We start from the raw sequence: 14,519 nt of genomic DNA on the forward strand, positions 1-14,519 counted from the left end.
CGAAGCCCCTGCATTTCTGCAGGGGCTTCGTTTTGTATGGTGCGGCACCAGACGAACGGTAGATTTCGGCGGGACTAGGTTTTCTTACTTTTAGGTTCGTTCTTCATGAGTATTAGTGGGGTGTGCTTTTCTTGCATGTTAATTAGTGCTTCTCCGCGCATTATTTTAATAAAGCTTCGAAGAGTGTCAAAAGCAAAAAAGCCAAAGCATGGGGCAGTTACCAATGTAACCAACATGAATTTAGGCTCAAGATTTAATGGCTTTGCTAGTATCAAAGGTGAAACAGCCAGCAATGAGGCTAGAAAATATACTGTCAGGTATAATGTTTTCCGCCAGTTGCGTGACCATTTATCACTATACTTTTTTCGGAATTCAATTTTGTGATTTTGTTCACTAAGTACTACATATTTTCTGGCTAAGACATAGTCTTTAAGACTTTTGTCGGGGCTCGCAAGCGAGATTAAGTGAGCTATTTCCGATGCTTTTATTGATGATGTTCCTGCAACAGCATAATATCCACGCTCTATGGCTAGAGGATGTGGTTTTGGGGTTTGGTTAATATCCCAGAGGAACTCTTTGGCGAACCTATATTCATCTCTTAGTCTAAGCTTGCTTCCTGCGGAAAGCTCGTAGATTATTTTGGCTACCCCTAGTACGCCTATTACCGCAGTAAGGGTTTTTATAATTGTTTCTGCATCCATGATGACCGATTCCTGTGGTTCTATTTATCCTGGTGAATGTGATTTTTTTACTGTGGATCTGGATGAAACTAAGAGCTGGAATTGTGGACTTCCCACGCTCGGATGTTGTAGCGCATCCTGATATGTCTCAAAGACCTAGCGAAGGCCAAGTCATTGAGTTAAGCCTTTATAGAGGCGCAAACATTTAGTTAGAGATCTAACCACTATCTTCAAAACCATTGAGTGCAACCTTGCTCCAATTGCTGTTCTACGCTGAGGGCCGGTTTGTCGGATGGCCTCATGTAGCTTTCTCCAGGCAAAGAAAACCCGCACGATTTGAGCTTGTTGACTGGGTCAACCTAGGCTTGGCGGGTGTATTGGACGCATTTTAGGTTGCTGGAGGAGATCGTCAACGTCGCGCTGAAGTGAAATTGTAACCGGTCAGTCAGATTTGGCGCGGGGGATAAGACGGTATCGACTGGGGCTGTTTGTAGCTGTTGGATTTCTGGGATACCAGAAACAACAAAGCCCCCACATTTCTGTGGAGGCTTTGTTTTGTATGGTGCGGCACCAGACGAACGGTATGTTTCGGCGAGACTAGGTTTTTCGGGCGTCTGGAGTTCGCTGGAAAACTCGGCGTACCCCAACTAGTAACTATAAATAAATCAGCTAGTTATGGCGTTCGGTGGAATCGAACTCGGGATTTTTTAGATGTCAGCACGTTGTCCGTCTGCAAGTAATTCAGAGCCGCATACGGAATGGTAAACCTCCCGAATTCGAACGTTGTTGATCATCCCCTCCGTCGAGAATAGGTAGGAATCCGCCAAAAGCTGCCGTGGCGACAGGCAGCAGACGGCCAGAAGCTGCCATTCGCGAATGGCTCCCAGGGCTGAGAGAGGCTACACGGCACGCGTTCGTGCTCCGCTTGCATATCGCAGCGAAATAGACATTGAAGTCATTGGCCTTGATAGCACGCTGCCACCCGTCTATATTCCAGCAGCCGGCATGGAAACGTGCAAAATCTCGGCCTATAGGCTCGAAGCTCAACAGACACGACCCCATGGACACAAAAGAAAACTTCAATACCATATTAAATCTCATTGCTCGCCAGCCTTGGATTGGAGATAAAACTTCCGAGCTCAGCCATGTGCTATACGAGGAATGCAAATGCGCCAATTCCCGCGAGATGCTAATAAAAATCCTTGACAACTTCTCCTATCTATCAGCTCAAGAGTATAGCGAGAAATTAAACTCGTTAGCTGAAGAAGTTATGTCCGAAGCTGGTTACGAGGATAACGCTCAGATAGTAGCAATGGCAGCTGACTCTGGCCCAGACAGCTCGCAAGAGCTTTTATATAACTTAAAATATATTTTCACCAAAAGGGAGTGGCATAGCTTTTGCGGTGTGAATACGTTTGGCGGGGCTCTAAAAAACTTTAAACGCACTGGGCGTAAAAAAATCTATATTATTGATGACTTTGTTGGTTCAGGCCAGACCGTCATAGGGCGCTATAAAGAGCTAACAAGTGTTTTCACTAATGCAGGTGTGGCCGATTTTTCGATTGCTTTCAAAGTGTTAGTTTCAACTCTTCACGGTGTTGAGGCAGTTAGGGCGGCTGGAATCGAAATCTCTGCTCAACTCATAATTAAAAAGGCCATTGATGGATGTTTTCCGGAAGAGGTTGCGGCTCAATACCGATCCTTGATGGATGATTTAGAATCAGGTCTTTCCCAAGATTATGAAGGCATAAAGCTGCCAAAGCTTGGGTACAACGGCGCTCAGGCCGCTTACTGTCGAGAGGCTGCGAATACTCCGAATAGCGTATTTCCTATTTTTTGGTGGCCATTTTATATTGACAATCAAAAACGAAAAACCATGCTTCACAGAGCTATGAGGGATGCATGATTAAATACACTACGCCCAGCATGCTTCGTGCAGACTTTGTGATAATGAAAGTTTTGCAGGAGTCATTATCCGGCTTGCAACCATATACAATATTAAAACGCAGCAAGCTCTCTGGCGAAATATTCTTCAAGGTGTTCAGCGCTCTAGCTGCAAAGAAATTAATAGTTGAACACGACTCTCTTATTCACTTAAGTCCGGCAGGAAGAGAAGTATTTTTAGCAGGTTCCGGAAGGGTGCTATCAGGCCGAAAAAGCTGGCGACAAGTCCCTAGCGAAATGAAAGGTCGCAAAATTCGAGTTGACGACTTCTACGTGCCTAACATCTATCTACTAGATCAATGACCTAGGACATAATAGAATTTGTTTTTTTGTTTGAATTTCTGTATTCTCACCTTCGCCCACAGAGGCTAGTACGTTGGAGTGCAGTCGCTCCCTAGGTTAAGGTGTCCGATAACCGATATTGCAACCACTGGCGGTGAAGCATACCAGTGGCTGCAATGCTACAACGCTTCGCGTTTCCGCAAACCGCAAGGCGCACAAAAGCGGGCTTCGCCCACTTCCGCACGCCTCGCGGTTTAGAGCGCAAGTCTAGAAGGTAGCCATCTGTGGGCTTATTATGAAAATAATAAATGAATGGAAGCACTTTTTTTTAAGTCGCGGAATCCCTCAAAAGACAATAGATCAATACCTTGATCAAATAAAGTCACTTACAGCATCTAACTCTCCAATCATATTCGAGGTTGAGCACTTATCCCTGTTGCTTGGAATAGAGTATTTAACCATCCAGGCAATGATAAACGGAACCCCCAGATTTTATAGGGAGTTCACTATTAAAAAAAGAACTGGCGGTAATCGTACTATACATGCCCCCTACCCCAGTCTTCTTCAATGCCAGGATTGGATCTACCAAAATATCCTTCTCAACTGCGCCGTTCATGATAACGCGCACGGCTACATTCCTAAACGATCAATTTTCACTAACGCAAGCCCCCATCTTAACTGCAAAGTTTTGCTTAAGATGGATCTAAAAGACTTTTTCCCATCAATAGGAATTGGTTGGGTAATAAATCTTTTCTCAGGGCTTGGTTATTCGCACGGCGTGTCATACGCACTGGCGTCTTTATGTTGCAACAAGGGCTGCTTGGTTCAGGGCGCGTCTACAAGCCCCTACCTTACGAATATTCTGCTGCATGGGTTGGACGAACGACTGGCCAAATTAGCATCCAAGAGCAACTTGAAATATACCCGTTACGCTGATGATATGACCTTTTCAGGTGGCTACATCTCGAACAAACTGCCCGCACTTATAGAATCTATAGTGAGTGATTATGGGCTTGTAGTGAATGCTACAAAAACTAGATTAATGATAAACAAAAACAAAAAAATTGTTACAGGCCTGTCAGTTGCTGCTGACAAACTTAGAATTACTAGAGAGCTCCGGCGCTCCATAAAGCAGGCGGTGCACTATATCGAGCGATATGGCTTTCTCTCTCATGTGTCACAAGAAAAAATCAAAGACCCGTTTTACCTAGATTCTATTTTAGGAAAAGTTAATTTTTGGTTGCAAGCGGAACCTCATAGTTCCGATGCTAAGATTTGTCGCGACATATTACTACCCCATTTCGGTAAAAATTATCAGGCATAACTACTTCGTAGAAATGTCTATAGCCCACCTTTTGCACTCCACTAACTTTACAAGGTGCTAACGACCGCTATTGGCCGATTTCTGCCTGTCGCCACCCTCAGTTAGGTGGCTTGGGGCTGGCGACCAGTTAAACATTGAGAGTTAGATGGAGTGATGGTGTTAAATCCAGTCAGGGATACGGCTATCGCCCCCTAATGTTCAGAAAATATGATCCGGGTACATCGAGGTAACTGACCATGGCCGTTTTGATGTTCTGCCCCGGCAGTGACCACTTCAGCGAAGCCTCTGCGCTGATAGAGGCGTTGTCCATATGGTTATGCACCCCTGCCGAACAAGGTCACGGTCCGATCCAGCACTCAGTGTCAGGCGGCAAACCTTCGGTTTCAGAAATCCACCGACGGATGAGCAGCCGGCGCGACGAGTTGTTGTGATCGTCGAACAGACTCCGCTGTTCCGGCGAAGGCTCGACTTATTAGGCAGATTTCTGCACCCATACCAACAACCAGTAAATAGACCAATAAAGCAAAGTTGATGCTCCAACAAACATCAGCCCCCAAACTACAGCGAGCTGAAGTTTGCTTGGCTGAATGGCGGGAGTAATATTTATGTACTTTGCCGCCATTTCATCTGACTTGCAGTGAGAGTGAATTTGACTCCATAAGCTAGGAGGAAAATACAAGTAAGAAATACTTATCTGCTCGCCAGGAACTAGGGTGGGAATAACTATCTCGGCTGAGTTATCTTTGCCTCTGATGATTTCATGTGCAAGTTGAGGGTGAATTTGAAAAGCCGGCAAGAAGTAATGACCAATGCGTACATTGTGCGCAGTTCTCTTCCCTGCATTGCGCACGACAATGCTGTGAGTATTGACGTTCGTGTTTTTTTCATCATGTAGAGGTATTGCTGAGGAATGAACAAGATAGGTTATAAGTTTTGGCCTTGCCTCAAGGTAGCTCTTAACAATTAAGCCAACTATGGCTGTAAGAGCTGGCGCCAGCAGCTTGGCAAAGACATTAATATCAAATTCCATCTATTTTCCCTGGCTAACGCTTGGTAAAGGGGCGGGCTTTAGCCCGTCCCGAGTGAGAGAAGCGAACGGCCTTGAACCGTTTGTTAGGGATCATGAACCAATTACTGCTTTACATACAGGGCATGAGCGACTCTTTGTATTTACTCTGTTGGTTAGGCTCTTTTTGTTTTTTGAATCATAGCACGCGGAGCAGTATAGACCTTCTTCGCCTTCAAATTTATAGCAGCCCCATTTGATGGAGGGCTTCTGCTTGCTCTCTGGACTTGCGGCCTTTAAAGCTCGTAAATTTTCTGTTTGATTTGCAAGCTGGGTTTTTAGGTCTGCAATTTGAAGCTTCGCGTCAGCAAGCTCGTTCGATAGATCTGCTAGTAAATTTTTGAACTCCGCTTCCGACAGATTTTTAGATATGTCGCGAAGCCTGCTCACTATGGAGATGGAGTTGTTGATTGTTGATACGATATCCATGGAGTCTCCTTGGATTCCTAGTGATTAAGCTAAGGGGCGCGCGGAACGCGGTCCCAGTGAGTGAAGCGAACGACTTGAACCGTTTGTTATGCGTGCTTGCTAGCTGCTTAATTTCGGTATTATTTCGAAGGCGTACTCATGTTGAGAATTTATAATGCTGTCGAGGACTTCATAATTTCCGTTCTCTAACTTAACCACAGGAAGTTTCACTGAGATCATGCCACTTTTACTATTATGAGCCACTTCAAAAAGCCATGCCAATGCGCCATGTTGATCTTGCTCATAGGAGGCGACAGACATTGGGATCTCGGCATGCTCGGATTCCCATTCAAACTCGCAATCCAGACCAAGACGTACAAATTCGTCATCATAATAATAGTAAAGGGTATCTTCGCCAGCATTACTAAATGATGCCTTTCCCACGCCATCTTCGCTGGTCGCTGAGTTAAGTAAATCTTGCTTGTCTCTAACTGAAAGCCTGCATATATCCAATAATGAAATCATGTTTATTTTGTCTAGGGACCATATCTTGTCACCAAGCTCATGCTGTAGTGGCTTTAGCCCTAGCTTTGCAATTTGGCCTGGCCCAACATACGGCCTTATGCTGCGAATGTTTTTGATGTTTATATGATGATACAGGAAGATAAACTTTATAAAATCTAGTGGAATCCTTTCCGGCGATAGATCCTTTAATGTGACAAGAAATATTTTCGAGCCGGATTGTCCAGCTTTCTCCTTGATGCTGGAAGCAAAGTCTTTTCTAGAAACACATATAAGATGTTGAGCTCCAACATCTTCAATTTTTCCTAGCCAGCCACGGAAGGTATTGATGTCGACTTTAGAGTTGCGATCTTGTACTTCTACAATTGTAAGTGTCTCTCTGGGAGGCGATCCATTTCTTATCACAATGTCACACTGAGCAGTGTGGCCTTGCGTTGAAGTCAACACCGGAAGAAATACGTTTTGTTCTATTCGTGCTGTAGGTGAGATAGAGCGCTCAATTATCTCTACAATCTTTTCAAGGTCATCACCTGGCTTGCTCATTCTTGCTTCTCAAAAGATTATCTGTGGGCAGTAAAGATTCAGCGCAACAGGTCGACGCTACCGATTTGCCACTAGTTTGTCCACAGGCTGCTTTTGGCCGTTTTCTGACCTTCGTTTAGAGGTTGAACTGCCAGGATTTTCCTAAGCGATGAGTGAGTAATTGCATGGTCAGCAAATAGTAATAGCGCGTCGATTGAGTGTGCTGGTTTAGGTGGTGATTCAAAAACCACGCAAGGTGTTTTCTCTGCCAAGTCCATGGATTGTCGCGTTGCCAGCGCTCAGCGATCGCTGTTTGGATGGCCTTCGCCTGACGCAGGTGGCGTTGGCGCGTGGTATGCGACCCGGTCAGGACACCCGTCAGGAACAGATCCATATCGAATACCGTGCTCATGCGCGACCACCAATGTAAGCGGCCACCACGACGATACGGTTGTGCCCCAGCTCATAGCTGATTTGTACTCGGGCTTCCTGATCGAGACGTCGGTCGAGTTGATAGCAATGGCCACCGTTGATGGGGGCGGGATGGTGGGTGATTTGCTCATAGCGTTCGCACGCATAGGCTGCCCGCAATTCGTGGAAGCCTTTGAGGTTGTACTGATGGAGGATGTCCCGTGCAGGACGAACGATTCCCCGTTGGAAATCGAGGTAGGTTTCGTTCGGTGCAAGTAGGTTGCGGCTACCGTCGGGTGAGACCTGTTCGGCGAATCTCAGCGCCTCGCGAATATGATCATCCGCCCTGATCCAGCGAGGTGCCGAGGCACCTGAGCGGCCCCCCTTGGTGCCATCCTGGATGTTGATCTTGCCGTATTGTTCGGCCTCACGTTTTAAGCGCGGAAGGTCGGCCAAAATGGCCTCACGTAAGCGCATGCCGGTGGCTCGCGCTAATTGAGCGATGGCCGCGGCACGCGGCTGCTGGTGTGCGCAAAGCACCTCTACGACCCTCTTCACATGTTCGCGGTCTTGGCCTTGCGGCACCGAACGACGAACACTGGTGCGCCGCATTCCTAGCGCCTTGCTCGGACTCGGTACTTTCACATATTGATCACCGCGAAGCGCTGCCAGGGTCCGATTGACGCTGGACAATCGGTTTTGCGCAGTGGCGATGGTGAGATCGCTGCGCTCAACCAGGTGACGCAGATGCTCCGCGTAATCCAGCAAGGTCTGCCGATCAATCTGCCGTGCGTCATTAATTCCCGGGCCATCCTCCGACCGACACCAGCGTACAAACGCCAGCCAACGATCACTGTGTGCTTTGACCGTCCCGTAATGCCCGCCGCCAAACAGATCACGTAGCGCCTGTGGCCCGGCATAACTCAGTTGCCGGCCATAGCCAAAATTGCGCCCGTCACGTTTACCTACCAGTGCCATGATCAAATTCCTGTCGAAGCCAAATCTTTGAAGCTTTCCCCACGTCATCCCGCCAAGAATGTTGAGTGTTATCAGGGATCAAGGCCCCTGCGACCTGTGAGGGTTGTCCACTAACGCGGGACTGACGGCTCTTTACGACCGGGAGCTCGGGCATCTCATGATCTGGCCTCCTGAACACCGATACAGGTGGGCGGGTGGAGGCTGCATTGGCTGACGAAACCAGTGCCGCGAGATCCTGAGTCGGGTGAAGGCAGTGATGCGATGACCGGGGCATGCCTGACTGTCAGTCAGGTGCAGTCCATTCTCTGGGCTGCGGCACCATCATCTGCATCGCTGTTGCTGGTGACATCGGTGTTTGTCACGCCGATTGTCACGAGGGGAAATGCGGCAGAGCCTTGTACGAGTTGGGCTGCAGCAGCGGTAGGAGCGCCCGTCTCTTTCCAGAAGAAAGAGACGGGCGCAGGTTGGCGCAGTGAAATGGCCAAGCAGATAGGTTGCTGCAGGGCAGCAGGGTAGGGGGATGTATTTGTCGCAATGGCAACGATCTGAAGTAGGCATCCATCACTCGGTGAGTGACCGTGCGAGCCGCCGGACGCTAATCGCACTTTGGGAGAACCACCACTGTGTGGCGTAGCCTTAAAGGTTCTGGCTACCTGGGTTGCTGTCAACGACAGCGCTTTGCCCTATCTTTTCTACGCCTGTGGATAATTCGGGTCAAGGCTCGAGTTGTCGGGGTTTCTGCGGCTGTGGATGAAATTATCCACCGGTGGAAATCAGTGGTTTTCCACAGACAGTTGCGTGGACTTTAGATTTTTTAAGTGACGTCCATCCAAGCAGGGCGGCTTTGCAGCCCCGCTTGGATGGACCCGCGTGGAAGGGCGGACAACGGTGATCTCATTGGCTTACCCACGTTTGGATGCGCCACGGCTATTTTGTAGGGCGGTAATGTTGTCGCCGACCGGGTGAGCGAATTCGTGGGGCGTCACATGCCCATTGCGGTTGGCGTCGATGTAGTTGCTCCACCACGCCATGATCAGCCTGCGCTGTTCGAGGAATTCGGCCTTGTGGATATAAGCGGCGCGCACGCGGTTGCGTTCCTTGTGACTCATTTGTCTTTCGATGGCAGCGTCGGTCCATAATCCGGACTCTAGTAGGGCGCTACAGGCCATGGTCCTGAAGCCGTGGCCGCACACGTCCTTGCTGGTGTCATAGCCGACGTTGCGGAGCATGGTGTTCACCGTGTTCTCGGACATGGGCTTCCAGTACTTGTGGTCTCCCGGTAGCACCAACTCTGAAAAGCGACTGAGGCTGCGCAGGCGCTCCAGTATTTCGATGACCTGCGGCGATAGCGGAACCATTTGAATGTCGCCGTTCATTTTGGTCCCGCGTGTGGAGTTGCGTACCCCTTCAATCGGTGCGCGCGTATCGGGGATTTCCCACATGGCGCGTTGAAGGTCGAACTCACTCCATCGAGCGAAGCGCAGTTCGCTGGAGCGGACGAATACATGCAACGTCAACAGGACGGCAAGGCGCGTCAGCTCGCGACCGTTGTAGTTGTCGATGCGGTGTAGCAGTTCGGGTAGGCGGTTGAGGGATAGGGCGGGGCGATGGACTGTGCGCGGCGCGTGAATCGAGCCTGCCAGATCCAGTGCAGGATTCATGGTGATCTGCCGAGCCCTTTTGGCCCCGCGCATGATGGTGGATAAGTAGTTCTGTACCCTCAACGCCACATCCATGGTGCCGCGTTCCTTGATGCGCTGGGTGATCTCTAGCAGGTCGTGGGTATCAAGTTCTGCGATGGGGCGTTGGCCGATCAGCGGGAAGACGTGGGTGCGCAGTCGGCTCATTACGGTTTTTGCGTGGCCTTCGGTCCAGCGGCGGGACATATCAGCGTGCCACTCCAGGGCGACGGTTTCGAAAAGCAGTGCCGCCCGCTGGGCTACGATCCTGGCCTTTTTCTTTTCTTCCATTGGATCGAGGTTGTCGAGCAGCAACGCCTTGGCTTCGTCTCGCTTACGTCGTGCGACGGAAAGGGTAACGATGGGGTAATTGCCGATGATGAGCGTGCCTTCCTTGCCGCTGGGCTTGGTGTACTTCAAGCGCCAGGTCTTCACGCCATTGGGTTTGACGAAAAGGTACATGCCGCCGCCGTCGAACAGTTTGTAGGCGCGTTCGCGGGTTTTGGCCGTGCGGCATTGCAGGTCGCTGAGGGGGATCGCTAGACGTGGCATAGGGGGTACGCGCTCCTGACCGGGAAATCGCAGTACCCCTAACATACCCTCGGGGAAGGGGGATTTTGTTGGATCCCGACGGAGGGTCCTGGAACGAAAAAACCCGCCAAAGGGCGGGTTTTCGGGGCTTCCAGAGCATTCGGTGGAATGCAATGGAGCCTAATGTGGTGCCGGCACCAGGAATCGAACCCGGGACCTACTGATTACAAGTCAGTTGCTCTACCATCTGAGCTATACCGGCGTGTCAGGGCGACGATTATAGCGATTGGCTGGCTTCTGTAAACCCCTGAATTTTGACTATTTTTGTTCGGGCTTCAGGTCAGGTGCGCAGCAGGGTTTTCTTGAGTTTCTGAATGGCTTGCCAGGTTCGACTGTTTTGCATCGCGCGCAGCTGTGCTTCGGCCTGTTCGGCGCGTTGCAGGGCGGCGGCGAGTTGGTGTTCGGCGTCGCTGACGGGGTGGCTGAAGTTGTGGCCTTTGCAGAACTGGAACTCGTCCAGGTTGCACGGCGGGATGTCGAAGGCGGGTTTGAGGTTCAGGTGTTCTTCGGCGAGGTAGTAGGTGTTGATGCCGTCGAACAGGATGGAGTGGTAGCCGGCGTCGGTGACGAGGGTTTCCCAGGCCTGGTCGCGGGCCCAAGGGGTTTCGATGAGGATCACCCATGGCCGCCATTGGCTGAAGTCCATGCCGCGCAGGACGGTTTCTTCGTGGCCTTCGACATCGATTTTCAGGAAGTGAATGGCGCGGCCCAGGGCGTGTTCTTCGCAGATGGAGGTCAGGGTGCGGGACTTGATCGTTTGACTGCGCACGTCCATGCCGGCGTCTTTGTGCAGTTTGGCCATGGCCGGCTCGAGGGTCGAGAGGCCGGTGCCGGCGATGCCGTAGAAGGTCAGGTCGTCAGCGCTTTCCCCGGCCGCGCATTGCAGGTTGGTGTCTTTGGGACGTTGCTGGCACAGGGCTTCGTAGTAGTTGGGCATCGGTTCGACGTTGATGCCGGTCCAGCCGTTGTCGTAGAACGCCCTGGTGACAGAGTCATGGGTGGGATCATTTGCCCCAACGTCGATGTAGAAGCCGTTCTCGACGGTTTTGAGGGCGCGCCACAGGCGTATGTCTTCGAAATTCTGTGCGTAGGAAATGAACGTCACTGGCGCATCCTGTCGGAGGAATGTTCTTGTTCGTGGCCGCGCTGCCGGCGCCCTTGCCTGTGTGTATATCAAGAGTGATGAAAGGGTGCAATTTCCCCTGTCTGCGGTCCGGGATTAGGCGTTTATGTCGTTTTGATTAAATGCTTATGCACATTGCAATTGGCGGCGCACTGGGTTTAGGCCGATTTTGTGGATCTGTTCTCATTTGTCCGCAAATGCCTGTTTTTTCGATTTTTTATGTGGGTGTACAAAAAATGAACAGTGCGGTTTTTGCCCTGAAACTGGCATGAATATTGGATCCATGATAATTCCATCAACAGAGTTATCCACAGGTCGGATGCGTTTAGGCGCGTTCGGCCAGGAGCAGGAAATTACGCGGTGTGAGCGGAGTTTCGCAGAAGGTGCCGACGCGGACGCTGTAGCCCTGCTCGGCGAGGAAAAGTGCCCGGTCAAGGACCAGCCAAAGCTCCAGTGGGCGTCGGAAAAGTCCGCGCAGTAGTTCAAGGTTGCGCACTTCGGCCAGTCGCTGCCAACCGGCGGCTTCGAGGGCTGGCCAATTTTGCGGGCCGATTGTGGATAACTCTTTGAGTGCGGCCAGGTGATGGCAGTAATCGGCGAAGGGTTTGTCCAGCCAGGCGCTGGGCAGGGAAGTGGTTGGCAGGTACTCGTCCATGCCGCGCAGTTGCCGTTGCAGCAAGTCGAAGCCCAGGCGCCGGGCCATGGAGGTGTCGCGTTGACGTCGCACGCGGGTGCCGGCGGTAACGGTTTCACTCATGGGCAGCGCGAGGTCGTCGAGGGAAAGCTGTAGGCGGGAGTCTTTGGCGGCCGAGGAAATCGGCGCGTATTGGGCAAGACTGATCCGGTTGTAGCAGCACGGCGCAATGGCGAGCTGTTTGCAGCCTGTGGCGCTGGCGAGTTGAATCAGTCGTATATGCAATTCACCGCAGGCGTGAAGCGCGACGGGCGTGTGATACGCACTCAGTAAAGTAGCTGCGTCTGCCGCGAGCACATCCTGTTCGATATGCAGCGCATGCAGGTGATGACGCTGGCTGAGTGCCTGGCCGCTGGTGACCAGTGTTGGGTCGTATTCCAGGCATGTCAGTTGTTGCCCCGGTTGCAGCAAGCGGCGGCCCAAATGTCCCTTGCCTGAGCACCAGTCCAGCCAATGCATCGGTGCTTCGGAAAACTGCAATCGACTGGCGAAGGCTTCGATCTGCTGCCATTTACGCCCTGGCACATCGACGTTCAATCGATGGCCGGCCGCTTCGAGCGCGCGTGCGGGCAATTCATCCACGGCACTCAAGGCAACAGACATCCTGGCCAAGGAAGCAAAGGGCTCCGGTGCATTCAGGAGGGCAGGTTGGTTGTGTGCGTTTTCCGCGTCTTCCAGCGTTCGCTCGCGTAGCCATGCGGCCAGAGCAGGGTAGGACGCTTCCCAAGGTAGCTGTAGATGAGTAAACGGCCGGGGTTTCCACAGTGCCTGATGCTCTGTCAGAAAAGCATCCAGCGCGGTGAAGCGGGCGAGCAGGGCCTCGCCCGTCAACACGTGGGAATCAACGCCCTTGGCAGGCATCGACGCGCAACCAGCGCTCCAGCAGCTTGAAGCCGCGCACCAGCACGTAGGCCATCACCAGGTAGAACATGCCCGCGGCGAAGAAGATCTCCACCGGCAGGTAGGTCCGGGCAATGATGGTGCGGGCCATGCCGGTCAGTTCCAGCAACGTCACGGTGCTGGCCAGGGCGCTGGCCTTGAGCATCAGGATCACTTCGTTGCTGTAGGCGGGCAGGCCGATGCGCGCGGCGCGCGGCAGGATGATGTAGAACAGCGCCTTGGGTCTGGACATGCCCAGCGCCCGTGCCGCTTCGATCTCGCCCGGTGGAATCGCCTGGATGGCGCCCCGCAGGATTTCCGCAATGTAGGCTGCAGTGTGCAGGGTCATGGTCGCCGTGGCGCACCAGAACGGATCGCGCAGGTACGGCCACATCGAACTGTTACGGATCGCGTCGAACTGCGCCAGGCCGTAGTAGACGAGGAACAGTTGAACCAGCAACGGCGTGCCACGGAAAAAGAAGATGTAGCCGTAGGGAAATGCCCGCACCCACCACAGGCGCGACGAGCGGGCGATGCCCAGTGGAATGGCCAGCAGCAATCCGGCGATCACGGCGATGGCCACCAGTTCCAGGGTCAGGGTTGCGCCCTGGGCCAGTTTCGGCAGCCATTTGATGATGACTTCCCAGTTCATTGGGTGCTCCTCGCGAAGCCGCGAGCGGCACGTTTTTCCAGGAAGTGCATGCCGGTCATCGCCAGCACCGTCAGGCTCAGGTACATGAACGCGGCCACCATATAGAAGGTGAACGGCTGCTTGGACACGGTCACGCCGATTTGCGCATGGCGCATGATTTCTTCCAGGCCGATCACCGACACCAGCGCGGTGTCTTTCATCAGGATCATGAACAGGTTGCCCAAGCCGGGCAGGGCGATGCGCCACATCTGCGGCATGATCAGCTTGGTGAAAATGCGCCACTTCGACAGGCCCAGGGCCACGCCGGCTTCACGATGGCCTTTGGGGATGGCGAGGATCGCGCCGCGAAACACTTCCGTGGCGTAGGCGCCGAAGCACAGGCCCAGCGCAATGACGCCAGCGGCGAAGGCGTTGAGTTCAAGGTCGGGGTTGCCGAAGAACTCGCCCAGGGCACGCATCAGGTTGACCGTGCCGAAGTAGATCAACAGCACCCAGAGCAATTCCGGGATGCCGCGAACCAGGGTCGAATAAGTGCCGCCAAGCCATTGCAGCGGCTTGTACGGGGAAGTCTTGGCCAAGGCGCCGAGCAGACCGAGCACCAGCCCCAGGCTCAGGGCCGAGAGTGCCAGTTTCACAGTCATCAGCGCGCCAGCGGCGAGCGCCGGGCCGAATCCGTAGAGGTCGATAATCATGGATTTCTTTTCAAATCGCGGCAGGCAAGGCCGAGAACCGGCGCCATCAGGCGCCGGTCAGGCAGGTCAGTA

General features: G+C 52.3%; 15 protein-coding genes and 1 tRNA gene. 4 read left to right on the top strand and 12 right to left on the bottom strand.

The features are described from left to right. Window positions 1–74: 74 nt before the first annotated feature. Window positions 75–701, bottom strand: a complete 627-nt coding sequence (locus KGB07_RS12810; protein WP_185754784.1) for a hypothetical protein — start codon at window positions 699–701, stop codon at window positions 75–77. 1,039 nt (window positions 702–1,740) lie between these two features. Here KGB07_RS12810 and KGB07_RS12815 point away from each other — a divergent pair. The 4 genes from KGB07_RS12815 (at window position 1,741) to KGB07_RS12830 (ending at window position 4,661) form a co-directional block, all read left to right on the top strand. After that, the gene (locus KGB07_RS12815) at window positions 1,741–2,586 is read left to right on the top strand and encodes a hypothetical protein (RefSeq protein WP_046040833.1); all 846 of its coding nucleotides are present in this window, start codon (window positions 1,741–1,743) and stop codon (window positions 2,584–2,586) included. Next, entirely contained in the window at window positions 2,583–2,927 is a 345-nt protein-coding gene (locus KGB07_RS12820; RefSeq protein WP_185754785.1) for a hypothetical protein, read from the top strand. Before KGB07_RS12815 ends, KGB07_RS12820 begins: the two co-directional genes overlap by 4 nt. A gap of 448 nt (window positions 2,928–3,375) precedes the next feature. After that, the gene (locus KGB07_RS12825) at window positions 3,376–4,230 is read left to right on the top strand and encodes a reverse transcriptase family protein (protein ID WP_223465571.1); all 855 of its coding nucleotides are present in this window, start codon (window positions 3,376–3,378) and stop codon (window positions 4,228–4,230) included. A gap of 236 nt (window positions 4,231–4,466) precedes the next feature. Then, window positions 4,467–4,661, top strand: coding sequence for a hypothetical protein (locus KGB07_RS12830; RefSeq protein ID WP_152641206.1), 195 nt, complete (start codon window positions 4,467–4,469; stop codon window positions 4,659–4,661). A gap of 41 nt (window positions 4,662–4,702) precedes the next feature. On the opposite strand, the gene KGB07_RS12835 is transcribed toward KGB07_RS12830, so the two are convergent. From KGB07_RS12835 to KGB07_RS12885, 11 genes are all read right to left on the bottom strand, one after another. Beyond that, complete coding sequence (locus KGB07_RS12835; RefSeq protein WP_038978440.1) at window positions 4,703–5,260, bottom strand: hypothetical protein; 558 nt, start codon at window positions 5,258–5,260, stop codon at window positions 4,703–4,705. A gap of 90 nt (window positions 5,261–5,350) precedes the next feature. Next, window positions 5,351–5,725: a hypothetical protein gene (locus tag KGB07_RS12840; RefSeq protein ID WP_038978441.1), complete on the bottom strand. Its 375-nt coding sequence runs from the start codon at window positions 5,723–5,725 to the stop codon at window positions 5,351–5,353. Between the two features lie 99 nt (window positions 5,726–5,824). Continuing rightward, window positions 5,825–6,769 (bottom strand): hypothetical protein, encoded by a 945-nt coding sequence (locus tag KGB07_RS12845; protein WP_046040834.1) that lies wholly within the window; start codon window positions 6,767–6,769, stop codon window positions 5,825–5,827. Window positions 6,770–6,884: 115 nt separating this feature from the next. After that, window positions 6,885–7,160, bottom strand: a complete 276-nt coding sequence (locus tag KGB07_RS12850; protein ID WP_046040835.1) for a hypothetical protein — start codon at window positions 7,158–7,160, stop codon at window positions 6,885–6,887. Then, window positions 7,157–8,137, bottom strand: coding sequence for an integrase domain-containing protein (locus tag KGB07_RS12855; protein ID WP_046040837.1), 981 nt, complete (start codon window positions 8,135–8,137; stop codon window positions 7,157–7,159). The genes KGB07_RS12850 and KGB07_RS12855 overlap by 4 nt, the downstream gene beginning before the upstream one ends. Window positions 8,138–9,039: 902 nt before the next feature. Beyond that, a complete protein-coding gene (locus KGB07_RS12860) occupies window positions 9,040–10,368 on the bottom strand; it encodes a tyrosine-type recombinase/integrase (protein ID WP_223465553.1) in 1,329 nt (442 codons plus the stop codon). Between the two features lie 165 nt (window positions 10,369–10,533). After that, window positions 10,534–10,609 (bottom strand) — tRNA-Thr (locus tag KGB07_RS12865). A gap of 78 nt (window positions 10,610–10,687) precedes the next feature. Next, a complete protein-coding gene (locus KGB07_RS12870) occupies window positions 10,688–11,512 on the bottom strand; it encodes an FkbM family methyltransferase (protein ID WP_223465555.1) in 825 nt (274 codons plus the stop codon). 343 nt (window positions 11,513–11,855) lie between these two features. Further along, on the bottom strand, window positions 11,856–13,085 hold the full coding sequence (locus KGB07_RS12875) for a methyltransferase (protein ID WP_223465557.1): 1,230 nt from the start codon (window positions 13,083–13,085) through the stop codon (window positions 11,856–11,858). Beyond that, window positions 13,066–13,755, bottom strand: a complete 690-nt coding sequence (locus tag KGB07_RS12880; RefSeq protein WP_008046525.1) for an ABC transporter permease — start codon at window positions 13,753–13,755, stop codon at window positions 13,066–13,068. Before KGB07_RS12880 ends, KGB07_RS12875 begins: the two co-directional genes overlap by 20 nt. Further along, complete coding sequence (locus tag KGB07_RS12885; RefSeq protein WP_046040843.1) at window positions 13,752–14,447, bottom strand: ABC transporter permease; 696 nt, start codon at window positions 14,445–14,447, stop codon at window positions 13,752–13,754. The genes KGB07_RS12880 and KGB07_RS12885 overlap by 4 nt, the downstream gene beginning before the upstream one ends. Window positions 14,448–14,519 lie beyond the last annotated feature (72 nt).

The organism is Pseudomonas sp. GL-RE-26 (genome assembly GCF_019956275.1).
Lineage (GTDB): Bacteria > Pseudomonadota > Gammaproteobacteria > Pseudomonadales > Pseudomonadaceae > Aquipseudomonas > Aquipseudomonas grandcourensis.